Below are 23,817 nucleotides of genomic sequence, written 5' to 3' on the forward strand. Positions count from 1 at the left end.
GCTGAACTGGATACATAACCCTCTTCTGTGACCTCTAATTCAGTTCACCGGAAGGCGCGTAAGCCGGGTTTACCAAGCGTTCAATTGGGCTACCATCGCGGAGTGAGTGCCCAGGATCGCCAGGATGCGAATGCGCGGGTGATCCGCCGCAGGCCGCGCGATCGCCGGGCACAGATCGCCGCCGCGGCCGCCGAAGCCTTCGGCACCCTCGGCTATCACGGCGTCAGCATGGAGGACATCGCGGCGAGGCTCGATATCAGCTCCACCGCGCTTTACCGCCACTACCCGAGTAAGTACGCGCTGTTCCAGGAGGAGGCACTGCGCCTGGGCGCGCTCAGCGAGGACGCGGCGCGGCTGCCCGCGGACGCACGGGACCTGCCTGCCGCAGAGCGCCTCGGGCTGATCCTGGACGCGCTGATCGCGGCGTCGATCACCAATCGCCGCAGCGCCGCCCTTTTACGCTGGCAGAGCCGCTATCTGACCGACGACGACCGCGCGATCCTGCGCGACCGGTTGATCGCCACCGACGCGGTGATCCGCGGGCTGCTCACCGAAACCCGTGCCGGACTGCGTGGTTCGGATCGCGCGGTGCTCGCGGCCGCGGTGTTGAGCGTGATCGGCAGCATCTCCGATCACCAGGTCACCATCCCGGTCCGCACACTGTCGGCGCTGCTGCGCTCGGCCTGCGATGCCGTAACCAGCTGTGCGCTACCACCATTGGATGACAACGACGAAGCACCAAGCGCCACCGAGGTGCCGCTGACCTTCAAACACGAACTGCTGCTGCGCCGGGCGGTGCAGCTGTTCCACGAGCGCGGCTACCCCAATGTCAGTATGGAGGACATCGCCACAGCGGCCGGGCTACCCGCCTCGTCGGCGGTGTATCGCTTCTATCGCGGCAAGGGCGATATCCTCGCGGCCGCCTTCCGCCGTGCAGCGCAACGGGTTTCGTCGGCGATCGGGCCTGCCATCGCCGCGGCGGACGGACCGGGACAGGCGCTCGACACGCTGATCGAGCTGTACGTCGACGGCTCCTTCGCCGAGCGGGAACTGACCTTCGTGTACTACGCGGAGATCAGCAATGTGCCGAAGGACGACCGCACGGTGCTGCGCAATATCCAGCGGCTCAACGTGGAGGAGTGGGCCAAGCTGGTCGTCGGTGTCCGCCCCGAGCTCACCGCCGCCGAGGCGCGGATACTCGTGCACGCGGCGCTCGCGCTGGTCGTCGATCTGGGTCAGTGGTTCGGTCCGGACAACGCGCTCTGCTCGCGGGGCCGGGTGATCCGCCTGATGCGGACCATACTGTTCGACGCTTGACTGGCGCAGCCGGACGAAGCCCGGCCCAGACCGCGCGGCGCCTATGGCTGCGAAGGCTGGACGAGCGGCGAATTCATCTTGTTGACAAGCCATTTACCGTCGACGTTCACCATTCGCATCACCATGGACAGCTGCCCGGGCGCGGGTTTGCCGTTGGTCCCCAGACTGGTGATGGTCTGCCCGATCACCACGATCGCCTCCGCCGATGTCTCGTCGCCGGACTTGATGGCGCACTGGACATCGCTCACCCGCGACACCACCTGCGCCTGCGAGAGCGCCTCGCGCAGTTGCTTGCTCGTATCGTCGAACTGTTTCTTCCAGTCGCCGGTCGCGCCGTCGAGCACGGCGGCGACGAACGGATCCAGGCTCTTGGCATCGTAATTCGCCAGTACCGGAGCGTAGGCACAGGCGGCCTGGCGCGCGGATTCATGCGCGTCGATGATCGCCTTGTTGTCGCTGTTCTGCGTATAGAAGAACACCGCGGCGCCGACGGTGGCGCCGAACGCCACCGCGGCGGCACCGCGAAGCGCGACGGCAGTCTTGCGACCGGGCGCGCGAATCAATCGGAGCCGGTCGGCCACAACGGTTTTCGTCGATTCGATGGCAGGCGATTCCGCGACGGGCGCCTCGACCCCGTCGACGACATCGGTGACCTCGTCTGTGGGTTCGCTCATGATATTCACTCCTCAGTTGCCGAGTGGTGGACGGGACAGTTCGTTGCCGGTGACGCCGGGCGGCGGACCGGATCCGTTGTCCGGCACGTTCGGTCGCGGCGCGTTCGCGGAACCGCGCACCTGCAGCGCCGGATTGCTGGTGACGCAGTAGTTGTAGAGCCGCACTCTGGTATCGACCGTCTTGTCGGTCGGCACGAGGGGGATGGTGTCGTAGTCGCAGGTCGGTCGCGGCCACGGGTCGACGAGGGTGTAGTAGGCGTTGTCGTGTGCCGGGATTCCGATCGCCTCCGAGCCCAAGCGCAGTGCCGGGAACAGCGCGGCGATCGCGGGCGCGCGCAACTTCGCCGCCTTGGTGATCGCGACGAAGTTGGTGATCAGGTTGGTCATCGGATCCTCGGTATCGCGCACGATGCCGCCGAGCGTGGCCAGCTGGCCGGGCCCGAGCTCGAGTAAGGTGCGCACCTCCTGATCCGCCGCGGTCAACTGCTGGAACAGCGCGCTCGATCCGGTGGTCAGCGTGGTCAGATCCGGCTGCGCGTGCGTGGTGGTCTCGGCGATCACCTGCAGATTCGCGATGAGCCGGCGGGTCTGCGGCAGCAGGTCGGTCAGCCCGGCCATGGCGCGGCTGATGCCGGAGATCATGTTGCGCAACCGATCCGGGCCGCCGGCCAGCGCCTTGTCGAGCTCATCGATGATGACGTTCAACCGGCCCGGGTTCATACCGCCGATCAGCCCGCTCATATTGGCCAGCACCGACTGCACCGTCACCGGAACGGTGGTCTGCGCGCGGGCGACCACCGCGCCGTCGGCGAGATAGGGTCCGCTGTCGGCATCGGGACGAAAATCCAGGTACTGCTCCCCCGCCGCCGAGAGCCTGCCGACGGCGACCGTGCCGCCGACGGGAATCCTGATGGCGTCGTCGATTTCGGCGACGACGGCGACACCGTCACCGGCGACGCGCACCGCGTCGACCCGCCCGATCCTGGTGCCGCGAAAGGTGACGTCGTTGTTCGCCGCGATGCCGCCGGAGGAGGCCAGCTCGACGGTCACCGTGTACGTGCTCGGCAGCGGCTCGATCCGCAGTACCGCGGCGCCGAGGTAGGACACCCCGAGCACCAGCACCACGACCAGGCCGAGGTTGGCCACCGCGATCCGGCGGCGCACCAGCCATCGCCACAGCGGCGGATTCATCGACCGCCCCCTTGCAACCGGCCGAGCACCTTTTCCAGCACCTGCGCGAGGCTGCCGATGAACGCGGGAATGTCGCCGAGCTCGGGCGGCCTGCTGCCCTTCGGATCGGTCAGCGCGCTGATGCTCAGATAGGACACGGTGCCCGCGACGGCGAGCACCGGCCCGTCGAAGCTGGCCATCACGCCGGGATAGATGGCGTGCAGGTTGTCCAGCGTGCCCGCCAGGTTGTCGCCCATATCGGCGAAGCCGGACATCAGCCGCTGGATGCTGTCGAACAAGCTCAGGAATTCCGGGCCGGTGGTGTCGGTGAAATCGCCGAGCGCGGCCATGGTCACCGACACCTTGGCAACGAGATCTGAGATGCCCCTGTTGTTTTCGGCGAGCAACCCGATCAACGGCGGGAAGGTGTCCGCGGCGGCGCCCAGTTCGGTTTTGCGCCTGGCCAATTCACCGGTCAGCGCGTTCAGCCCGGTGAGCACGCCGTCCACGTCGGCGGTACGCCGGTTCAGCGCCGCGAGCACCTCCGTCAGCTCGGTGAGCAGGTGCGCCAATTGCGGTGCGCGCCCGGCGAACATCGAGTTCATCTCCGAGGTGATCCGCGCGGCCTGGTTGAGCCCACCGCCGTTGAGCAGCATCGAGATCGACATCATCAGCTGCTCCACCGAGGCTCCGGTGGCGGTCTGCTCGGCCGGGATGGTGTCGCCGGGGCGTAGCAGGTCTTCGCGCTCCTGCTTGGCGGGCAGCGTCATCGCGACGAACATGTCGCCGAGCGGGGTGGCCTGCCGCAGCTCGGCCGTCGTGCCCCTGGGCAGCCGGATATCGTCGCGGATCAGCATTTCCACGTCGGCGAGGAAGTTGGTACTGCCGATCGCGGTGACCATGCCGATATCGGTGCCGCCGATCTTGACGTGCGCGTGCTGCGGCAGGTTGAGCGCGTCACGGAACACCGCGTGCAGTGTGTATCCCGGTCCGCCGATGCCAGGGTTGGGCAGCGGCACATTGTCGACGGTCACCGCACACCCCGCCGTCGCGCCGAGCGTCGCGGCCGTGATCGCCACGGCGAGTGCCCTTTTCATTTCGTCAGCCCCAACAGCGCCGCGGTCAGCCCGAAGTCGGGGCCGAAGTCCGCGATCTTGCCGGTGCGGCAGCCGTCGACTCGCATCTGAACGCGCTCACAGAACAGCGAGAGCGCCTCGCCGTCGAGTACGGACTTGTCCAGCAGACCGTGCAGCCGTACGGCCCGCTGCTCGCGGCTGACCGCGTTGGACAGGTTCTGGAAGAACAGCGGACCGACATCGGTGATCTCGGTGAGGCCGCGGGCATTGGCCCGCATCTGCGCGGTCAGCGTGGTGAATCTGGTGAGCGCGCCGAGCAATTGGTCGCGGTTCTCGCCGACCACCGTCGCGGTGTTGGCGACGAAATCGTTGAGCTGCGTGAGCACCGCTTGCAAGCCGGGCGCCTGTTCACCCATCAGGCGCACCAGCTCGGTGAGCCTGCCGCTGAAATCGCGGACGGTCTGGTCGTTGTCGGCGATGATCTGGGTGATCTCGTTCAGTTTGACGATGGTCCTGGAGATCTGGTCACCGTTGGCCAGCGACACCTCGAAGGCCGAGGACAGCGCGTCCAGTGTGGCGCGCAGCTTGTCGCCGTTGCCGTCGAGCAGCGGGAACAGCACCCGGCTCGCCATCGGCCCGGTCTGATTGTCGCCGCGCAATGCCCGGCCGAGCTGGTCGAAGTTCTCCAGGATGCGATCGAGTTCGACCGGGGTGCGGGTGTGCTCGAGCGGGATGTGCGCGCCGTCGGTCAGCACCGGGCCGTCGCCGGTGTAGGCGGGGGCGAGTTCCACGTGCCGATTGGTGATCAGCTGCGGGGAGACCAGTGCGGCAACGACATCCGCGGGCACCTTGACACCCTTGTCGATCGACATCGTCACCTGGACGTAGCTGCCCTTGGCCGTCACCGTGTCGACCCGGCCCACCGGTACACCGAGTATGTCGACCTCGTTGCCCGCGTACAGGCCCGCGACGTTCTCGAAATCGGCACTGATGCGCAGATGTTCGCCGAGGTACTGGCGCGGCAGCGCCGTGAGGCTGTCCGGCACCAGCGCACATCCCGCGGCGAGGACGGCGGCCGTACACAGCACGCCGAGCTTCCAGAACTTCATCAACTGCACCCCTTGACCGCGGCGGCGAAACACATCCAGTTGTCCGGAAACACCCACGGCGCCCACACATCTCCGTACGGTCCGTTGCCGAGCGCATTGTTGAACTGCCGCAGCGCGACCGGCATGATCTCGTACAGCGCATCGAGGTTGTCCCGGTTCTTCTCCAGCCCCTCGGACATGGTGTTGAGACTGCGGATCAGCGGCCCGAGCTCGCCGCCGTTGTCCAGTCCCATCTGCTGCAGCAGCCGCGACAGATCGGCGACATTGTCGAGCAACTGCCGCAGCAGGTTCTGCCGCAGCGCGACGGCATCGCCGATGGCCTCACCGCGGGTGAGCAGCAACAGCACGCTGTTGCGGTTGTCCGACACCAGCGTCGAGACCTGGTCCATGCTCTTCAGCAGCAGATCCACCTCGTCGCGCCGGTCGTTGATCACCTTGGCCAGCGCGCCGATGCTGTTGAGCGCCTCGACGGTCAGCTGCGGCGAATCGCCCATCTGCTGGGTGAGCACATCCAGCGATCGGCGCAGCTTCACGGGGTCGATGCGCTCGATGCGCTCGAACGAGGACTTGTACACCGGATCGCGGACGATCTTGCCGAGGTTGTACGGCACCGAGGTCTGCGCGAGCGGAATACGGTTGCCCGCCAGTCCCTTTCCGTTCCCCGGCACCAGCTCGACATGCAGCTTGCCGAGGATCGTCGACATCTTGATCGCGGCGCGGGCATCCGGGCCGAGCCGCAGATCGCCGCGCACCTTCAACTCGACGAGCACCTTGGCGCCGTCGAGCCGCACAGTGCGCACCGTACCGACATCGATGCCGGACACATCCACCGACGCGCCCGCCCGCAGCCCGGCGGCCTGCGCGAATTCCGCCTGAATCGTCTTGTCGCCCAGTCTGGCCTGCGACAGCACGCTCGAACCGACCAGCAACAGCAGCACCGAGCCCGCCGCGGTCACCCCGAGCCACAGGAAGCGGTTGCGCGGCAGTCGAAACCGCCGGACCCGATCGAGCAGCGTCGTCATCGGCACACCTCCGAATGCGAATTGCCGCCCACCTGGGAGAACAGCCCCGGTGGCAACACGACGCCCCACAGCGACACGTCGAGCGAGCAGAAGTAGGCGTTTCCGTATGCGCCGTTGCCGGTGAACCTGGCCAGCGCGTTGAGCACGGTCGGCAGTTCGACCGCGGCCTGATCGAGCGAAGCGCCGTTGAGCAGCAGCAGCGCGACGCCGTTCGTCGCATCCCGCTGCGCCTGGGCCAGACCGGGTTTGACCTGCCCGATCAGCCTGGCCAGCGCGTCGGTGGACACGGCGACCTGCGCCACCGACGATTTCAGCGATTCGCCCTGGCTGTACAGCGCCTCGACCAGCGAACGGGCCTGGGTGATCAGCGTTTCCAGTTCACCGCTGCGATGGGCGAGACCGCTGATGACGCTGCTCAGATTGCCGATCACATCGCCGAGGATCTGATCGCGCTGCCCGAAGGTGCCCGCGAGCTGCGCGGCCTGAGTGATCAGCGCGCTGAGCGAGACGTCGTTGCCCTGTAGCGCCTGAATCAGCGTCTCCGACAGCGAGTTGATCTGATCCGGCTGCAGCACGCTGAACAGCGGCTCGAAGCCGGACAGCAGCGCGGACACGTCGAACGACGGCTCGGTGCGCGCCAAGGGAATCGCCGAACCCGGCGCCATCTCCTGCCCGCCGCCGCTGCCCGGTACCAGCGCGATATAGCGCTGCCCGATCAGATTCTGATAGCGGACAAGGGCTTTCGTGGTGGTGGTCAGCCGCTGCCGGTTCTGGATGCGGAAATCGACCTTGGCCCGGTAGTCGCCGTCGAAGCCGATCGCGTCGACCCGGCCGACCCGCACGCCCGCCATCCTGATGTCGTCGCCGACGCGCAGGCCGAGCACATCGGTGAACGTCGCGGAGTAGGTATCGGTATCCCCGCTGACCGAGCGCTGCAGCGTCGACCAGATCGTGTAGGTGAGCAGTATCGCCACGACGGCGAACAGGCTGAAGCCGATCAGCGCCCTTCCTGATTTCATCTCAGCGCCCGCCTCCCTCGGTCACGGTCAGCGAGCCGCCCGCGAGCACCGGCGAAAGCAGCAGGTACTGCGCCATATTCGGCGTTCCACCGACGATGGCCGCCACCGCGTCGGACCCGCGCAGCGCGGCGGGCGCCGCGACTCGTGGGCCCACTGTCGCCGACGCGGGCGCGGTGATACCGGGAATCGGCGGCAACCCGGGCATGGTCAGACCGGGTATCGCCGGGAGTCCGGGCAGCTGCGGCGCGATGACCGGCGCCGGACCCGCCGACTCGAGCCACTGAGGCCGCAGCTGGGCCGGAAACTCCTGCGGTGGCGCTACTTCGGGGATGGTCGGACCGCCGCAGCGCGGCCCGGCCATCGCGCCGTAGCGCGGGCAGTCCTTCGCCGTGTACTGCTGGAACGGCGTGAACGACACGTCCATCTTCCACACCATCTGCCTGCCGGGCCCGTAGTGGAATACCGAGCGCAGCTTGCCGAGTGCCACATTGAGATTGGCCGCCGTCTCCGGAATCGCCCTGGCATCCTCGGCCAGACTGCCGAACAGCTCGTCGACGCCGGCCACGAACTCCTTGCCCGAGTTGGGATTCCGCGCGAAGAGCGAGTTCACCGAATCGACCGCGCCACCCGCGTTGGTCAACAGGGCGATCAGCCGGTCCCGCCGCTCGGTCAGCGTGCGCGCGGTGGTCACCGACTCCGACAGCACGCCGACCAGGTCCGGCGCGGAGGCGCTCAATGCCGATGCGGCCGCACCGAGATCGCCGAGCAGGGTGCCGATACCGGGTATGGCACGCACCTCGGTGAGCCAGGTGTCCAGCCGCTCGATGGTCGAACCGGGCACCCGCGCGGACGGATCGAGCGCGTCGGCGAGGGTGGCGAGCACCCGGCCCAGTTTCTCCGGCTGGATGTGGTCGAGCACGTCGCGCAGCACGCTGAGCGTGGTCTGCAACTGCACGGTAGCCGCACTGGTGTCCTCGGGTATCCGCGCGCCCGCGCGCAATGTCTCGGCAGCGCGCCCGTTGTCGACGAGTTCGATGGCCGTGACGCCGAAGATGTTGCTCGGGATCACCCGCGCGGTCACATTCGCCGGAATCATGCCAGCCACATCGGGTTTCAGGTCCAGAGCGGCCTGTTGGCGTTCACCCTTGGCCATCACCTCCACCGCGGCGACCGAACCGACGAGCATGCCGCGGAACTTCACGTCGGCGTGCGCGGGCAGCCCGTCACCGGTACTGGTGAGCACCGCGACGACCGGCACCGTGTCGTCGAAGCGCCCGGTGTAGCGCAGGCCGAGCAGCGCGAGTGCCAGCGCAGTCGCGGCGGTCATCGCCAGGCCGGCGAGGGTCAGCTGTCGTGCGGTGGGGCCGCGTCCGCTGGGATCGAGGATCATCGCCGCGCCTATCCGGAGATCCGGAATCCGGGGTCGATGCCCCAGATCGCCAGGGTCAGGAACAGATTGGCGAACACCATGACGACGATCACCATCTTGATCGCGCGCCCGGCCGCCTGGCCGACGCCTTCGGGTCCCCCGCTGGCGATGTAGCCGTAATAGCACTGGATGAAGGTCGACAGCAGCACGAACACCATCACCTTGAGCAGCGAGTAGAAAACATCTGGGCCGTTGAGGAATTGGAAGAAGTAGTGGTCGTAGGTGCCCGCCGAGGTACCGCCGAGGAACAGCACCGCCAGCTTGGTCATCAGGTAGGCGACCGCGAGACCGACGCTGTAGAGCGGGATGATGGTCAGCGTCGCCGCGATCATCCTGGTTGTCACCAGGTACGGAAGCGGCCGGATGGCAATGGATTCCAGCGCGTCGATCTCCTCGGCGATGCGCATCGCGCCGAGCTGCGCGGTGAACCGGCAGCCCGCCTGAATGGCGAACGCCAAAGTGGCCAGGATGGGCCCGATCTCGCGCGTGGTGGCGAATCCGGAGATCGCGCCGGTCAACGGGTTCATCGTCAGCAGGTTGAGGGCGGTGTAGGACTCCATGCCGACGGTGATTCCGCCGAAGCCGCACAGGATGATGACGACACCGACGGTGCCGCCGCCGACGATGAGCGAGCCGTTGCCCCAGCCGACATCGGCGGTCAGCCGGAGCACCTCCTTGCGATAGTGCTTCAGCGCGAAGGGAATCGCCGCGACCGCCTGAAAGAAGGTGATCGCCTGGTGCCCGAGCCGCCGGTTGGCCCGCACCGGAATACGCGCCACCTCGCCCACCGCGCGAACGGGTCGCAGCACGGGCGGGGTGTATCTGGTGCCCATCTCAGATCACCTTCACCGGGAAGAGCGTGTTGTAGAGCTGCGTGATGATGATGTTGGTGGCGAACAGCATCAGCGCCGAGTTCACCACCGCCGAATTGACCGCGTTGGCCACGCCGCCCGGTCCGCCCCTGGTGTGTAAGCCGGTGTCGCAGGCGATGATCGCGGTGATCGCGCCGAAGACGGCCGCCTTCACCAGCGCGACGATGAGATCATCGGCCACCGCGAACGAGGCGAAGGTGCTGATGAACGAGCCCGAAGTGCCGCCCTGGGCGTACACATTGAACAGATAGCCGGTGGCGAACCCGACGAAGACCACGAACCCGCACAGCAGGATGCTCACCAGCACCGCGGCCAGTAGTCGCGGCGCGACCAGCCTGCGGATCGGGTCGACGCCCATCACCCGCATGGCGTCGATCTCCTCGCGGATGGTGCGCGAGCCGAGATCGGCGCAGATGGCCGACCCGACGGCGCCCGCGATCATCAGCGAGGTGACCAGCGGCGCGCCCTGCCTGATGATGCCGAGCCCGCTCACCGCGCCGATGAAGGTCGTCGCGCCCACCTGGTTCACCAGCGAGCCGACCTGGATCGAGACGACCACCGCGACCGGTATCGCGACGAAGACGGTCGGCGCGGCCGACACATTGGCCATGAACGCGCACTGCTTGATGAACTCGTGGAACGGAAACCGCCGGGCGAACAGCGCGCGGAACATCTCCAGTACCGCGTCGCGCCCCAAAGTGACCTGGCGGCCGAGCGTTTCGAGCGACCGCTGCGGATGCCTGCGCCACAGTCCCTTGACGTCCTCGACGGCCTGCTCGAGATCGGTCCGCCCGCGTGGTTCTTCGGTGGTCGTCATCGCGCACCCGGTGCGGCGGTGCCGGTCAGCTGGTGGTCGAGCAGGACGAGCAGGTAGCCGAGGACGGCGATACCGGCCGCGGCGGCGCTCAGCACGGCGAGCCACAGCCCGAGCCGCAGCACCGGATGCACGCGCGTGCGCCCGCCGAGGATCTTGACGCAGATCACCAGGATGTCGATGAGCCGAACGAGAATCATCATCAGGTCATGCACACATTCGCGAAGGTGAGCACCGGCCAGCACACGATCGAGCCGAGGAACGAGATCACCACGTCGATGCCGTGCATGGTGCGCAGGTGACCGGTGTGCGTGAGCGTCCAGATCAGGCCGATGAGGCAGTAGGGGACGGCGAGGATGATCAGGGTGCCGAGGAACTCGGAGACCTTCATCTCGTAGCTGAACAGTCGATCCAACCGCTCGAGCATGTGCGTCCTTCCGTCGGCCGATCCGCGGTGACCGGCCCGTCATGGGCGCATATGTTACGCACAATTCTTCTCGTTGAGGAAGAACTTGAGCACACTTCCTTCATTCAATATCCGCATACGCAGCGCGAAGATGTCATACAGTGCATGTAGTCGCTAAGAATGATTAGTAACATAGCGAGCAATCGCGCCCGTGGGAGAAGGATCAGGATGACCGCCGCCGCTCAGCCCTCGGATCGCCGTGACACCGCCATGCTGACCAAGGACCGCACCCGCATCCCCATCGACGCCACGCACCGGCCGTTCACCAAACGCCCGGTGCGGCTCACCGACGCGCTCGACTTCTGGTCCTTCGCGGGCGCCGCCGCCAATGTGGTGATGCAGATGGCCAGGCCCGGCGTCGGCTACGGCGTCGCGGAGAGCCGGGTCGAATCCGGTTCGCTGATGCACCATCCGTGGAAGCGGGCACGCACCACCACCCAGTACCTGGCTGTCGCCATCCTCGGCACCGAGGAGGAACGTCTCGCCTATCGCGAAGCGGTGAATGTCGCGCACCGGCAGGTGCGTTCGGCACCGGACAGCCCGGTGAAGTACAACGCCTTCGACCGCGACCTCCAATTGTGGGTCGCCGCATGCCTTTATATCGGTTTCGAGGACACCTACCAGCTACTGCAGGGCAGGATGAACGACGAGCAGGCCGAGGCGTTCTACGCCTCCTCCTCGACCCTCGGCACGACACTCCAGGTCACCGAGCAGATGTGGCCCGCGACCCGCGCCGAGTTCGACCGCTACTGGAACGCGGCGAGCGAGCAGGTGGTCATCGACGACTACGTGCGCGGCTACCTCGACGACCTGCTGAACCTGCGGATGATCCACTGGTATCTGCGGCTGCCGTTCCGGAACCTGTTGAAATTCCTCACGATCGGCTTCCTGGCACCGATCTTCCGCGAACAGCTCCGTATCGAATGGACACCGGCCGACCAGCGCCGCTTCGAGCACCTGTTCGTCTTCGTCGCCTTCGTCAACCGCTTCATCCCCCGATTCCTGCGGCACGGCGGCACCCATGTCCTGATGGCCGATGTACGCCGCAGGATTCGCACGCAGCGCAAGCTGCTCTGAGCGCGACTAGGGCCGGGCGTAGTGCGCTCGCCGAGCGCCTAGCGCACCGGGTAGCGCCGATCGACGAGGTCGAACATATTGGGTTGGCCGGCGCGGTAGAGCGCCTGATCGATGAGTTTGAAAGGCTCCCATAGGGGTTGGACGAAGCGGCCCTGAATGCGCGCCGCCGGTGCGGGTGAGCCCGACGCGTGCAGCACCGCATTGGCCGCCAGCCTGCCGCCCTCGTTGGCACCCTCCATGCACGCCACGTTGATCTGCGTCTTAATCCAATCCCCCGCGAGGAAGAGGTTGTCGATGCCGGTGACGGCGTCCGGGCGCGCGGACCACGAGCCAGGGTTCTGGATGAAGATCGGATCGTCGTAGCCGACCTCGGGGGTGCCCGCCCCGGTGAGGCCGGGATCGAGCAGCCAGGAATGCACGATGCCGTCGGGCAGGCGGACACCGTTCTTGCCGTCGACGTGCGCCCTGATCTGCGCCCAGGTCTCGATGGCGAGTTCCTCCGGCGTGCACTGCGCCGCGGACTTGCCGTTGTAAGTACCCGGCAGGTCCCAGGTCGAAATGATCGCGGACAGCACGTCTTTCACGGTGCCATCGCCGTAGCTCGGCAGCGGCCGCCGCCAGAACTGGGCCTGGCTGATCGAGGTCAGGCCCCACGGTGCGTCGTTGTAGCCGACGTGGCCGTTGGCCAGATCCATTCGCTCCCTGAGGAAGAACTGGATGCCGACCATCCAGGCGTTCTGCAGCTCACGCACGCCGGCCAGCGCGGGATCGGCGGCGAGCAGGTCGTCGGAGAGCAGCCCGGCGAACTGCTCGAGCGGAATCGCGGCGAGGTAGTGGTCGGCCTCGACGGTGTGCGTGCCGTTCACGGTCGCCTCGGCGATGTGCGCGCCGTCGGTGCGCAGACCGGTGAGCCGTTGGCCCAGCTGGAAAGTCACGCCGATCGAACGCAGATAGTCGACCCACGGGTCGATCCACGCCTCGGTGGTCGGGCCGTTGAGCACCCGGTCGTTGCCCTTGGTGTCGATATCGTTGTTGAGACCGAGCAGCGACCAGACGTACTCCTCACCGACGATGCCGATCGAATGTGCGCTGCAATTACGGGATTTGGTCGCGACCAGCTCGCGAATGAAGCCGTCGCCGAGGAAGCGGTTGTACTCCGGCGAGGAGTTGTCGAGGCGGGCGAAGTCGGTCCAGGTCATCCGCTCCCACTGGCCGAGTTTGCGTTCGGTGCAGCTGGTGACGTAGACCCCGAGCCGTTCCGCCGCGAAGATCGCCTCGTGCGGCGGCAACCGGAACAACGTCTCGAATCCCGCCGCGACGGAATCGGCGAACGCCTGCGGTGTCATCGGCGTCCGCGAGGGTGGCAGCGGAAACAGCAGCGGCACAGTGAGATTGCTGCGGCCGACGCCCGCGATCATCGCGGCGTTCAACCGGACCAGGTTGTCCCAGGTTCCATTGACGTTGCCGGGGAACGGAATTCGGCGCATCGTGTCCGGCAGGTTGTGATAGAAGCCGAAGAAGCTGCGGAAGCCGTGCTCACCCGGCAACCCGTCGGGGGCGTAGACGCTACGAGCCTTGCCGCCGAGCGTATCCCGCATTTCGTACACGGTGACCGCGAATCCGCGCTCGGCCAGCTCGTGCGCGGCGGTCAAACCCGCTGGGCCGGCGCCGAATACGGCCACCGAACGCCCCGGCGATTGCCCACCGGCCCGGCCGCCGGTCGGCGCGAGCGTCATGGCCGCCCCGGTCAGTGCTGTCGCTTTCAGGAATGCGCGCCGTCGCATCGTTGGTCACCCGACCTTCCGGCCCGTGGCACCCCTCGCACCTCGGGCTCGCTACCTGGATGTCAGAGTATGTTAATGAACATTCTTCCGCAGCCAAGGCAAATCAAAGGCGCATCAGGCTGTGAATGTTCATAACAAATCTCCAGATAGTAGGAGCATGGGGCGAGGCTCGGCAGCCTGGCCATCCCTCGGTACCGCCGAGCCCCGCCGCCCATCCGACGCGCTGCCCGACCACCGGCGCCCTCGCGTCGGCTCACCGGGCCGCTTCAGCGCCGAGTACGGGTTCGGGTGTGGCGCACCGCCTAGAGTCGGGGGCATGCAGCAGCGCCGCGAGTATCGCGGGCCCGCGGATCTGCGGGCCATGCAGGAGCTGACCCAGCGACTATGGTCGCGGTCCAGCTCGCATCATGTCGGCGATCTCGCGTGGGGGCGGTTCATGTTCACCGCGGAATCGGACGACTGGCCGATCGCACTGTGGGAGAGCGACGGCCGCGTGGTCGGGTGGGGCTGGGCGTGCCTGCCCGACGATCTCGAATTGCAGGTAGATCCCGCCTATCCGCAGGTGCTCGACGAGATACTCACCTGGTTCGACGAGGTGGCCGACGGCGGCCCGCGCGAGATCACCGTGCTCGACGCGGAGGTCGAGGTGATCGCGGCCCTGGTGGCCAACGGCTACCGCAGGCGCGACGATGCGCCGTTCTTCGCCTACCACGCACACGATCTGGCGAACCTGCCCGCGCCCGAGCTGCCCGCCGGATTCCGGCTGCGCGCCGTGCGCGGCGCCGACGATCTGGCCCACCGCGTCTCCGTGCACCAGCTGGCCTGGGAGTCCGAACGAGTCACCGCCGAGTCCTATGGTGCGGTGATGGCGGCCTGGCCCTACCGCGCCGACCTGGACTGGGTGGTCGAATGCGCGGACGGCCGGTTCGCCGCCTACTGCCTGATCTGGCTGGACCCGGTGCATCGCGTCGGGCTGATCGAGCCGGTGGGCACCGCCCCCGAATTCCGCCGCCGCGGCCTGTCGCGCGCGGTGTGCCTGGCGGCGTTGCATGCGCTCGAGGCCGCAGGGGGACGCTCGGCGGTCGTCTATCCACGGGGTGACGCGGGTTACCCTGTGCCCCAGATTCTGTACCGTGGACTGGGGTTCGCGCAGTACGCGAGAACCCTGGCCTACACATCGAAATCCTGATGTCCGGTATTGGCCTTCCCATTGGTTGCCCGCCCGAAATCGGCCTACGTTCGAGCGGGTCGCGACGCGATCTCGCTCATCAACCGAAGTGGAGCACACCTCATGGCCAAGATTCTTTTCGTACTGACCGGCACCGACCGCTGGACCCTCGCCGACGGCACACCGCACCCGACCGGCTTCTGGGCCGAGGAGTTCGCGGTGCCGTACGAGGCGTTCAAGGCAGCGGGATACGAGATCGCGGTCGCCACTCCCGGCGCTGCGACACCCACCGTCGACCAGGGCAGCCTCGCCGCGGGTGCGAACGGCGGCCAGGACGGGGCCGACCGGATCGCCCGCATCCTCGCCGAAAGCTCCGAACTGCGGAATCCGCTGGCGCTGAAGGAAATCGACCTCGCCGAGTACGCCGCCGTCTTCTACCCCGGCGGCCACGGGCCGATGGAGGATCTCGCGGTCGACGCCGAATCCGGCGCATTGCTCACCGCCGCACTGGAATCCGGTAAGCCGCTCGCCGTGCTGTGCCACGGTCCGGCCGCACTGCTCGCCGCGACCACCGCCGATGGCGGCAACGCATTCGCCGGGTACACCCTCACCGGATTCACCAATGCCGAAGAGACACAGGCCGGTTTCGCCGACAAGGCGAAGTGGTTGCTGCAAGATCGTCTCGTCGAGATCGGCGCCGACTACCGGGCCGGGGAGCCGTGGGCACCGCACGTTGTGGTCGACCGCAATCTCGTCACCGGACAGAATCCGGCCTCCTCGGCCGAGGCGGCCGCAGCGGTGTTGAAGAAACTGGGCTGATCCCGAAAGGATCTCGTATCCATGAGCACGCATGCCGATCCTCGTCCCGCCGATGCCTCCGGCACCTTCGCGATCGGCGGTGAGCTGCCCGTGCACCGGCTCGGCTTCGGTGCGATGCAGCTGACCGGCCCCGGCGTCTGGGGTGATCCGAAGGACGGGGACGAGGCGGTACGCGTGCTACGCCGCGCGGTCGAGCTCGGCGTCGACTTCATCGATACCGCGGACTCCTACGGCCCCTTCGTCAGCGAGCAGTTGATCCGAAAGGCATTGCACCCCTATCCCGATGGTCTGGTGATCGCGACCAAGGGCGGGCTGACCAGATCGGGCCCGAGCGATTGGCGGCCGGTCGGCAGGCCCGAATACCTGCGGCAGCAGACCGAACTCAGCCTGCGCCACCTCGGCGTCGACCGGATAGACCTGTACCAGCTGCACCGCATCGATCCCCGCGTGCCGCTGGCCGATCAGCTCGGCGAGCTGGCACTACTGCAGGGGGAAGGCAAGATTCGGCATATCGGCGTCTCGCAGGTGAGCGTCGAACAGCTGCAGCGGGCGCGCGAGATCGCCACCATCGTCTCGGTGCAGAACCTGTACAACGTGGCCAATCGCACCGACGAGGACGTGCTGGACTACGCCGAGCGGTCGGGCATCGCCTTCATTCCGTGGTTCCCGCTGGCCACCGGTCACCTCGCCGGCCCAGGCGGCCCGCTCGAGTCCATCGCACGCGAGCACGGCGCCACGCCTGCACAGCTCGCACTGGCGTGGCTGCTGCGCCGGTCACCGGCGATGCTCCCGATTCCGGGCACCGCGAGCGTCGCGCATCTGGAGGAGAACATGGCGGCCGCCCTGATCGAGTTGTCGGACAACGACTTCGCGACACTGTCGGCCGTGGCCTGAACGGTTCCCGCCTGAACGGTTCCCGCCTGAACGGCCGGACCCCCGCCGGTACCGAACCTTCCCTGTGTCCGGCACCGGCGAAGCTTGTGGTACCCAGCGTACTAGCGGGCACCGACAGGTCCGGGCGAGCTGTACCCCCGACAGATACAGCTCACCCGGCACCGCCGCTTCGTTGGACCGTACCGGTTCACGCGACCGGGTATCGGTGCAAATCCGCAACCGAACGCATCGTATTCGACACGCACCAAATGTGAGCCGCGAACATTTTACTTCGGCGGATCGAGCATGCCCGCGGCCTGTTCCGCGATCAGCACCGCAGTCGCCTGCGGGCCGCGACTCAGCGGCACCGGAACGATCGACAGGTCCGCGACGGACAGCCCGGTGACACCGTGCACCCGGCAGTACTCGTCGACCACCGCGCGCTCGTCGTCGGCACGACCCATCCGGCAGGTACCCGAGAGGTGCTGCGAGGTACCGAGATTCGCGCGCAGCCAACGATCGGCGGGCCGCCCGGCACGCGACGGCATCGGATCGGCCTGCCTGGTCCCCGGCATCTTCGCCAGCGCCTCCCGCGCCAGCGCGACCGCCTCCCGCAGGTGCACGCGATCGTGCTCGGCCGCGAGGTAACGGTGGTCGATGACCGGCGGCACCGCGGGGTCGGCGCTGCGCAGCCGCAACGCTCCACTGGCGTGCGGGCGCATCGACGCCACACCGAGCCGCTGCAGCCCGGGAGTGAACGACATTGTGTACGGCCGCATTTCGATATCGCCGCATTCGAGCACGTACTCCAGCGCGACGGTATCCGCCGCGGAACCCACCGCATCGCGATGATATTCGACGCCGATCTCCGGATGATCGCTGAACCACTCACCCACCGGCGCGGCATGCACCACCGGAATACCCAGTGCACGTAGCTGTTCCGGATTTCCGATACCGGAGCGCAGCAGCAGCGCGGCCGATTCCACGGCGCCGGCGCACAGCACGATCCGGTCGGCGTACACCGTCTCGGTCCGGCCGTCACGCACACAGTCCACGCCGATCGCGCGCGTGCCGTGAAATCGGAGGCGGGTCACCCGCGTAGCGCCCGCCACGGTGAGATCGGGCCGATCCAGCGCGGGCAGCAGATAGCTCGACCCGGTATCCACGCGCCTGCCCCGATCGACATTGCACGGCACCGGGCCGATCCCGTCGGACGGCTCCGTACCGGGCAGCGCGTTCAAATCCGCGATGGCGGCGAACCCGAGTGCGGCGGCGGCCGCGGCGAATTCGGCGCTCAGCGGCGCCGGATGCGCTACGCGGCGCACGGTGATCGGCCCTGACCTGCCGTGGCCCGGCCGGTCGCCGTAGTCCAGATCGCGCTCCATGCGCCGATAGGCGGGCAGCACCGCGTCGAACGACCAGGCCGAAGCCGAGCCGCCGAGCACACCGCTCCACGCGGCGAAGTCCGCCGCGATGGCGCGCACGAAGTAGCCGCCGTTGACCGCGCCGGAACCGCCGATCACCCTGCCGCGCACCAACTGTCCCGCCACCCCGGACGTCAGCGTCGCGTCGTAACGCCACAGCCACGGCGCGTCCGGAGCCAGCGGCAGCCTGGTCGCGTCGAGCAACTCGGCAGGCGCCCGAGCCGCCCCCGCTTCCAGCAGCAGCACCGAATGCCCTGGCTCAGCGCTCAGCCGAGCCGCGAGCACACACCCCGCCGTGCCGCCGCCGACGATGAGTGTGCCGACCACGCCGTCGATCCGATCAGTGCGGCGCGGTGGGTTTCAGCGCCTCGACGCTGCGGGCACGGAAGGCGCCGAGCCACAGACCGGTGCCGTAGGCGATATCGTCGAGCCGCTTGTACGCCACGTAGCGCACGGGATCGAGCCCGCCCACGTCACGGTGGGTGAACCAGTCGGCCAGGCCGTCCGCGACCGCCATGGTCACCGCGATCCGCCGAATTCGCCTGGACGCCAGCATCGCCAGCAGCGTGACCGGCCAGTAGTGCCTGCACATCGCCGAGGCCAGCCGCCACAGACCGGCGAAGAATCCGCGCGAGAGGTAGATGGCGGCGATCCTGGTCGAGTTGTCCACCCCGGCGAATACCCGGCGTAGTCGGACCAGCGCGGTGGCCAGCGTGATCAGCCCGCCGAAGAGCCCCCACTTGGACAGCGTGGCGAACAGCAGTGCGGCGAGCACCGTCCAGGACGGCACCGACAGCGGCGAGACCATCCCGGTGTGCCGCTCGCCGAGCGGCGCCGCCCCGGTGCCGTAGAACAGCTTTCGGCCGAACCAGGAACGGAAGGAGACCCGATGGTCGTGCGCCACGTGCGCGGCGGGCTCATAGCGCAGCCGCCAGCCCGCCTGCTCGAGCCGCCAGCACAGATCGACATCCTCGGCGACGTGCATCGACTCGTCGAACCCGCCCTGCCCGAGCAGCGCCCTGCGGCGGACGAGCAGCGCCGCGCTCGGCACGTAGGACACCAGCCCGCGCGACTGCACCGCCGACTCCCGCCTGCCGAGGTCGAGTGAGCTGCGGGTGTGCTCATAGCGGGCCAGCGCGTTGGACTCCGGGTCGAGCGCGACGATGCGCGGGGCGACCAGCGCGACCTCGGGATCGCTGAAATGCCCGAGCATCACCTCCAGCCAGCCGCTGCGCGGCACCACGTCGGAGTCGAGGAAGGCGACGAACTCGGTTGTCGCCGCCCGCAATCCGGCATTGCGCGCGGCCGCCGGCCCCTGCTTGCGGTCGTGGCGCAGCACGGTCACCCGGCAGCGGGTCCCGCGATTGCGCGGAATCCGCACCGGCTGGTCGGAGCCGTCGTCGACGACGATCACGTTGTGCCCGCGCAGCGCGGCGAGCAGGCGGGCGAGCCCGTCGGCGTTGTTGTGCAGCGGGACAATCACGGTCACGTCCTCCGGTGAGGGCAGCAACCGCGGACGCGGGTTGGCCACACCGGAGTCGAGTAGCCGTCTGGCGACGACAGCGGACTTCGGACCGGTCACCTCGAGGTACCCGTCGCCGATCATCTCGGCGGCCTCCGGGGCAAGCCGCAGCAACCTGGCGGGTGAGCCCCCGATCAGGATGCGTCCCCCGGAGTATGCGCGTACCCGTGGATCGATCCGCACCCCGAATCCGTCGGGAAGGCGATCATGGCGCATTCCTGGCATGCTAGGCGGAGATTCGCGCGCGGGCATCATCGGGCCGGTAAAAAGGAAAGAAATCCATACGAATCCGATTGCGCGCGTCCGCAAGACTCGCCGCCAGCGAACGCCGAGCAGCCGTCACCGGCACCATTGCCACCTCTGGCAATCTTTCGGCAAACGCCAGCTCGGCGGGCCATCGCCTAGCCGTCCCGCGTCATGCCAGCGGACTTTCGTCGCACGCGCGCGACGGCCGCCGCACCGTGAGAGTCAGTGGGACCGGACCGGATTTGTGCGCGCCGGGTTTGCGCGCCGCGCCGCGCCGGGAGTGGTCGACCGAGGAGCGCGGAATCGTCCGGCCCGCGTCCGCCAGCGCCGCCTCGCCGTAGCCCTGCACGCATTCCGGATCGGGTCCGTCGGCGGGCAGCCCGGTGAAGAACTTCGCCGCCATGCAGCCGCCGCGGCAGGCGTCGTAGTGCGCGCAGCCGGAGCAGGCGCCGCCGCCGCTCGGCGCGCGCAGCTCGGTGAACAACTCCGACGTCGCCCACACATTCTGAAAACCACCGTCCGCCACGACATTTCCGGCGTGGAACTTCTCGTGGATGGCGAACGGGCAGGCGTACACGTCGCCGAGCGGATCGACAAGGCAGACCACCCGGCCCGCGCCGCACATGTTCAGCCCGGGCAGTGACTGGCCGAACGCGGAGAGGTGGAAGAACGAATCACCGGTGAGCACGCCCTCGCCGTTGCGCAGCAGCCAGTCGTAGAGCACCCGCTGCTGCTCCTGGGTCGGATGCAGCTCGTCCCACACGTCCGCGCCACGGCCGGAGGGCCGCAGGCGCGTCAAACGCAGTGTGGCGCCGTACTTGTCGGCGATCGCGCGAAACTCGTCGAGCTGGCCGATATTGTGCCTGGTCGCGACGACAGAGAGCTTCGCGTCCTTGAAACCCGCCGCCGCGAGGTTTTCCAGCGCCCTGATGGCCATGTCGTAGGAGCCCGGCCCGCGCACCGCGTCGTTGACCGCGGCGTCCGCGCCGTCCAGCGAGATCTGCACGTCCACGTAGTCGCTCGCGGCCAGGCGCGTGGCCACCTCCGGAGTGATCCGAACACCGTTGGTGGAGAACTTGACTCCGACATGGTGCGCGGTCGCGTAGTCGACCAGCTCCCAGAAGTCGGGGCGCACGGTCGGTTCGCCGCCGCCGATGTTCACATAGAACACCTGCATGCGCTCGAACTCGTCGATCAGCGCCTTGCACTGCTCGGTGCTCAGCTCGCGCGGATCGCGCCGCCCCGACGAGGACAGGCAGTGCACGCAGGACAGATTGCAGGCGTAGGTCAGTTCCCAGGTCAGGCAGATCGGTGCGGCCAAACCGGTTTCGAACTTGTCGATCAGCCTGCCCGGTGCGACCTCACGGGAAACCGGCTGCGCCACAACGGGACTACCCACCGGCGACCCCGGGGCGCTGTATCCATGGCGGTCTTCGCGGGGCCCTGCGTGGTTACGCGCGCTGCCGCCTCCGGGCCTGACGCGAACACCGCGGACGATCATGTCCGAGTCGGCCAGCTGCGCCAACGCCTGCAGATAAGGCGCCGCGTTCTCGTCGGCGATACCCGCCGCCCTGATCGCCGTGCGCGCCGACGCGTGCGCGGGCAGCGAGCGCACGATCTCGACGATGCGCGGGCTCTTCAGGAACGAGAGCTTGCGCGTGCCGAAGTGGTAGAGCAGCGCGCCGAACGGTTCCGGCCGCAACGCGACCCGCGGATGCAGCTGCCATCGAGTGTCGAGATCGAGCATCATCGGCTCCCGCGCGTCAGTAGACGCCGCACATGCCGTCGATGGACACCTCTTCGATGAGTGTCTCCTCGATCAGCGGGATTTCCTCGGTCGCGGTGTCGTCCGCACCGACCCGACCCGTGTTGTCGGTGTGACCGTTGGATGCGTATTCCGGCATGCCTACCTCCGCGAGGGCGATCCTGCTGCGCGGCCACCCGATGTAGCCGCGCTCACACTTTAACGTCATTCGCTGACAAAATGGAACATGTTTCACTCAGTGAAACCGGGCGTGCGTCAACACGCGGGACTCGCCGCACACACCGCAGGCGAGCGCGCCGCGCGACGGTCCTCGGCCGCAGCCGGACCGTGCCAGGCCACGGCGTTCTAGACTTCCGGTGTAGAGCAGCTGGACAGAACGTGACGGGCGACACACGCCCGCGGTGGTAGAGGTGGCATGGGAGTCGGACGTATGCAGGCGAGCGGGGGCGGCAACACTCTTTCGGAATCCGAGATCGTCGAGGCCGCACTGCGCGTGGTTCGCGAAGACGGCGTGGAGAAGTTGTCGATGCGACGGCTGTCCCGCGAACTCGGGGTTTCGCCGATGGCGCCCTATTACTACGTCGCGGACAAACGTGAACTGCTCGACCTCGTCGCCTCCGCCGCGCTGACCGGGGTGCGCACGCCCGCAGCGGAATCCGGCCCGTGGCAGCAGCGGTTGCGCGAGCTGATCGACCAGATCGACGAGAAGCTGCGCAAGCATCCCGGGCTCGGCGACGTACTGATCGAGCAGATGCTCGGCAAACAGCTCGACCTCATCGCCGCGATTATGGAGATACTGGTAGAGGCGGGCTTCACCGATCGCAACGTGCTCGCCGCCTACGCCACCATCCACACCTATCTGTTCGGCCGCAGCCGGGTGAACCCGCGCGACCGCGCACCACTATCGGACGTCTCGCTCCCCGAGGTCGTCGAACGGGCAACGAAGTACATGGCAGACCTCCGCGGCAAGTACGCCTACGACTTCGGCATGGACGTGTTGATCTCCGGCCTGGAGGCCCAGCTTGTCCGCCAACCGGACAGCGACGTACGATGAAACTGAAACACGTTCTAGTTTTGTCGGCTGCCGCCGACCGTGCCATGTTCGAGAGGACGACATGACAGACGTCGACGTTCCACACGGGTCGCGATCGGTCGTGCTGCGGGTTGCCGCGGTCATCACCGAGACGGCCGACACCTGTTCGCTCGTCTTCGACGTACCCGGCGAACTGCGCGACAAGTTCGCCTACCACCCCGGCCAGTTCCTCACCCTGCGCATCCCGAGCGACCTGACCGGCTCGGTGGCACGGTGCTATTCGCTGGCCAGCTCGCCGTTCACCGACGACAAGCCCAAGGTCACCGTGAAGCGCACCGAGGGCGGCTACGGCTCGAACTGGGTGTGCGACAACGTGAAAGCAGGCGACAGCATCGAAGTGCTGCCGCCCTCAGGGGTTTTCACGCCCAAGGATCTGGATCAGGACCTGCTGCTGTTCGGCGCGGGCAGCGGCATCACCCCGGTGATGTCCATCCTGAAATCCGCGCTCGCCCGCGGCAGCGGCAACATCGTGCTCGTCTACGCCAACCGCGACGCCGACAACGTCATCTTCGCCGACGAGCTACGCGATCTGGGCGACAAGCATCCGCAGCGGCTCACCGTGATGCACTGGCTCGAACCGCTGCAGGGGTTGCCGACCGCTGACGGACTCGCCAACCTGGTCACGCCCTACACCAGTTACGACGCCTACATGTGCGGCCCGAAACCGTTCATGGACCGGGTGCACGACGCACTCGCCCAGCTCGGTGTGCCGCGCTCGCGCACACACGCCGAGGTGTTCAATTCCCTTGCCGGCGACCCGTTCCAGGATCAGGCGCCCGCCGAGGTGAGCGACGAGGAGGCCGCCGACGCCGCCACCGTCGAGGTCGAGCTCGACGGCGAGGTGCACGAGCTGAAGTGGCCGCGCAAGCAGACCCTGGTCGACATCATGCTGTCCAAGGGCCTGGACGTGCCGTACTCCTGCCAGGAGGGCGAATGCGGTTCCTGCGCATGCACCGTGCTCGAGGGCAAGGTCGAGATGGACAGCTCCGACATCCTCGATCCCGAGGACATCGAGAACGGCTATATCCTCGGCTGCCAGGCGCATCCGGTGACGGACCACGTGAAGATCCAGTTCTGA

General features: G+C 67.5%; 23 protein-coding genes and 1 pseudogene. 7 read left to right on the top strand and 17 right to left on the bottom strand.

What is annotated here, in order from left to right; all coding sequences use genetic code 11:
- Positions 1–102 precede the first annotated feature (102 nt).
- Positions 103–1,317, top strand: a complete 1,215-nt coding sequence (locus ACIG5A_RS39040) for a TetR/AcrR family transcriptional regulator (protein ID WP_397249724.1) — start codon at positions 103–105, stop codon at positions 1,315–1,317.
- 41 nt (positions 1,318–1,358) lie between these two features.
- Here ACIG5A_RS39040 and ACIG5A_RS39045 read toward each other — a convergent pair whose 3' ends face one another.
- The 11 genes from ACIG5A_RS39045 to ACIG5A_RS39095 are packed head-to-tail and all read right to left on the bottom strand — an operon-like array spanning position 1,359 to position 10,929.
- The gene (locus ACIG5A_RS39045; protein WP_397249726.1) at positions 1,359–1,991 is read right to left on the bottom strand and encodes a hypothetical protein; all 633 of its coding nucleotides are present in this window, start codon (positions 1,989–1,991) and stop codon (positions 1,359–1,361) included.
- Positions 1,992–2,003: 12 nt separating this feature from the next.
- Positions 2,004–3,182 (bottom strand): MCE family protein, encoded by a 1,179-nt coding sequence (locus ACIG5A_RS39050; RefSeq protein WP_397249728.1) that lies wholly within the window; start codon positions 3,180–3,182, stop codon positions 2,004–2,006.
- A complete protein-coding gene (locus ACIG5A_RS39055; protein WP_397249730.1) occupies positions 3,179–4,258 on the bottom strand; it encodes an MCE family protein in 1,080 nt (359 codons plus the stop codon). Before ACIG5A_RS39055 ends, ACIG5A_RS39050 begins: the two co-directional genes overlap by 4 nt.
- Entirely contained in the window at positions 4,255–5,346 is a 1,092-nt protein-coding gene (locus tag ACIG5A_RS39060; RefSeq protein ID WP_397249732.1) for an MCE family protein, read from the bottom strand. The genes ACIG5A_RS39055 and ACIG5A_RS39060 overlap by 4 nt, the downstream gene beginning before the upstream one ends.
- A complete protein-coding gene (locus ACIG5A_RS39065) occupies positions 5,346–6,368 on the bottom strand; it encodes an MlaD family protein (protein WP_397249734.1) in 1,023 nt (340 codons plus the stop codon). Before ACIG5A_RS39065 ends, ACIG5A_RS39060 begins: the two co-directional genes overlap by 1 nt.
- A complete protein-coding gene (locus ACIG5A_RS39070) occupies positions 6,365–7,387 on the bottom strand; it encodes an MCE family protein (RefSeq protein ID WP_397249736.1) in 1,023 nt (340 codons plus the stop codon). The genes ACIG5A_RS39065 and ACIG5A_RS39070 overlap by 4 nt, the downstream gene beginning before the upstream one ends.
- 1 nt (position 7,388) lies before the next feature.
- On the bottom strand, positions 7,389–8,777 hold the full coding sequence (locus ACIG5A_RS39075; protein ID WP_397249738.1) for an MlaD family protein: 1,389 nt from the start codon (positions 8,775–8,777) through the stop codon (positions 7,389–7,391).
- Between the two features lie 8 nt (positions 8,778–8,785).
- Positions 8,786–9,649 carry an ABC transporter permease gene (locus tag ACIG5A_RS39080; protein WP_397249740.1) on the bottom strand — a complete coding sequence of 288 codons (864 nt, stop codon included), beginning with the start codon at positions 9,647–9,649 and terminating at the stop codon, positions 8,786–8,788.
- Position 9,650: 1 nt separating this feature from the next.
- Positions 9,651–10,505, bottom strand: a complete 855-nt coding sequence (locus tag ACIG5A_RS39085; protein ID WP_397249742.1) for an MlaE family ABC transporter permease — start codon at positions 10,503–10,505, stop codon at positions 9,651–9,653.
- On the bottom strand, positions 10,502–10,705 hold the full coding sequence (locus ACIG5A_RS39090) for a hypothetical protein (protein ID WP_397249744.1): 204 nt from the start codon (positions 10,703–10,705) through the stop codon (positions 10,502–10,504). Before ACIG5A_RS39090 ends, ACIG5A_RS39085 begins: the two co-directional genes overlap by 4 nt.
- Positions 10,705–10,929, bottom strand: coding sequence for a hypothetical protein (locus ACIG5A_RS39095; RefSeq protein WP_397249746.1), 225 nt, complete (start codon positions 10,927–10,929; stop codon positions 10,705–10,707). The genes ACIG5A_RS39090 and ACIG5A_RS39095 overlap by 1 nt, the downstream gene beginning before the upstream one ends.
- Before the next feature lie 207 nt (positions 10,930–11,136).
- Here ACIG5A_RS39095 and ACIG5A_RS39100 point away from each other — a divergent pair, with 207 nt between their 5' ends.
- Entirely contained in the window at positions 11,137–12,045 is a 909-nt protein-coding gene (locus ACIG5A_RS39100; protein WP_397249748.1) for an oxygenase MpaB family protein, read from the top strand.
- Between the two features lie 38 nt (positions 12,046–12,083).
- On the opposite strand, the gene ACIG5A_RS39105 is transcribed toward ACIG5A_RS39100, so the two are convergent.
- On the bottom strand, positions 12,084–13,829 hold the full coding sequence (locus tag ACIG5A_RS39105; protein ID WP_397249750.1) for an FAD-dependent oxidoreductase: 1,746 nt from the start codon (positions 13,827–13,829) through the stop codon (positions 12,084–12,086).
- A gap of 316 nt (positions 13,830–14,145) precedes the next feature.
- On the opposite strand from ACIG5A_RS39105, the gene ACIG5A_RS39110 reads away from it, so the two are divergent.
- The 3 genes from ACIG5A_RS39110 to ACIG5A_RS39120 all read left to right on the top strand — a co-directional run bounded on the left by ACIG5A_RS39110 (position 14,146) and on the right by ACIG5A_RS39120 (position 16,710).
- The gene (locus ACIG5A_RS39110; protein ID WP_397249752.1) at positions 14,146–15,018 is read left to right on the top strand and encodes a GNAT family N-acetyltransferase; all 873 of its coding nucleotides are present in this window, start codon (positions 14,146–14,148) and stop codon (positions 15,016–15,018) included.
- Between the two features lie 102 nt (positions 15,019–15,120).
- Positions 15,121–15,816 (top strand): type 1 glutamine amidotransferase domain-containing protein, encoded by a 696-nt coding sequence (locus ACIG5A_RS39115; protein ID WP_397249754.1) that lies wholly within the window; start codon positions 15,121–15,123, stop codon positions 15,814–15,816.
- A 21-nt stretch (positions 15,817–15,837) separates the two neighbouring features.
- Positions 15,838–16,710, top strand: a complete 873-nt coding sequence (locus ACIG5A_RS39120) for an aldo/keto reductase (RefSeq protein ID WP_397249756.1) — start codon at positions 15,838–15,840, stop codon at positions 16,708–16,710.
- Positions 16,711–16,976: 266 nt separating this feature from the next.
- Here the strand turns inward: ACIG5A_RS39120 and mftG are convergent, their stop codons facing one another.
- From mftG to mftA, 5 genes and pseudogenes are all read right to left on the bottom strand, one after another.
- Positions 16,977–18,440, bottom strand: coding sequence for a mycofactocin system GMC family oxidoreductase MftG (mftG, locus tag ACIG5A_RS39125; protein WP_397249758.1), 1,464 nt, complete (start codon positions 18,438–18,440; stop codon positions 16,977–16,979).
- 13 nt (positions 18,441–18,453) lie between these two features.
- The gene (gene mftF / locus ACIG5A_RS39130; RefSeq protein ID WP_397249760.1) at positions 18,454–19,851 is read right to left on the bottom strand and encodes a mycofactocin biosynthesis glycosyltransferase MftF; all 1,398 of its coding nucleotides are present in this window, start codon (positions 19,849–19,851) and stop codon (positions 18,454–18,456) included.
- Positions 19,852–20,050: 199 nt separating this feature from the next.
- Positions 20,051–21,280: a mycofactocin radical SAM maturase gene (gene mftC / locus ACIG5A_RS39135; protein ID WP_397250315.1), complete on the bottom strand. Its 1,230-nt coding sequence runs from the start codon at positions 21,278–21,280 to the stop codon at positions 20,051–20,053.
- A 153-nt stretch (positions 21,281–21,433) separates the two neighbouring features.
- Positions 21,434–21,631 (bottom strand): annotated as a pseudogene (mftB, locus tag ACIG5A_RS39140) (mycofactocin biosynthesis chaperone MftB); the annotation flags it as partial.
- A gap of 13 nt (positions 21,632–21,644) precedes the next feature.
- On the bottom strand, positions 21,645–21,710 hold the full coding sequence (mftA, locus tag ACIG5A_RS39145; RefSeq protein WP_397250317.1) for a mycofactocin precursor MftA: 66 nt from the start codon (positions 21,708–21,710) through the stop codon (positions 21,645–21,647).
- Positions 21,711–22,061: 351 nt separating this feature from the next.
- Here mftA and mftR2 point away from each other — a divergent pair, with 351 nt between their 5' ends.
- A complete protein-coding gene (gene mftR2, locus ACIG5A_RS39150; protein WP_397249762.1) occupies positions 22,062–22,700 on the top strand; it encodes a mycofactocin system transcriptional regulator MftR2 in 639 nt (212 codons plus the stop codon).
- Between the two features lie 61 nt (positions 22,701–22,761).
- Complete coding sequence (locus ACIG5A_RS39155; RefSeq protein WP_397249764.1) at positions 22,762–23,817, top strand: 2Fe-2S iron-sulfur cluster-binding protein; 1,056 nt, start codon at positions 22,762–22,764, stop codon at positions 23,815–23,817.

It is taken from the genome of Nocardia sp. NPDC052566, from assembly GCF_044547285.1.
Taxonomy (GTDB): Bacteria; Actinomycetota; Actinomycetes; order Mycobacteriales; family Mycobacteriaceae; genus Nocardia.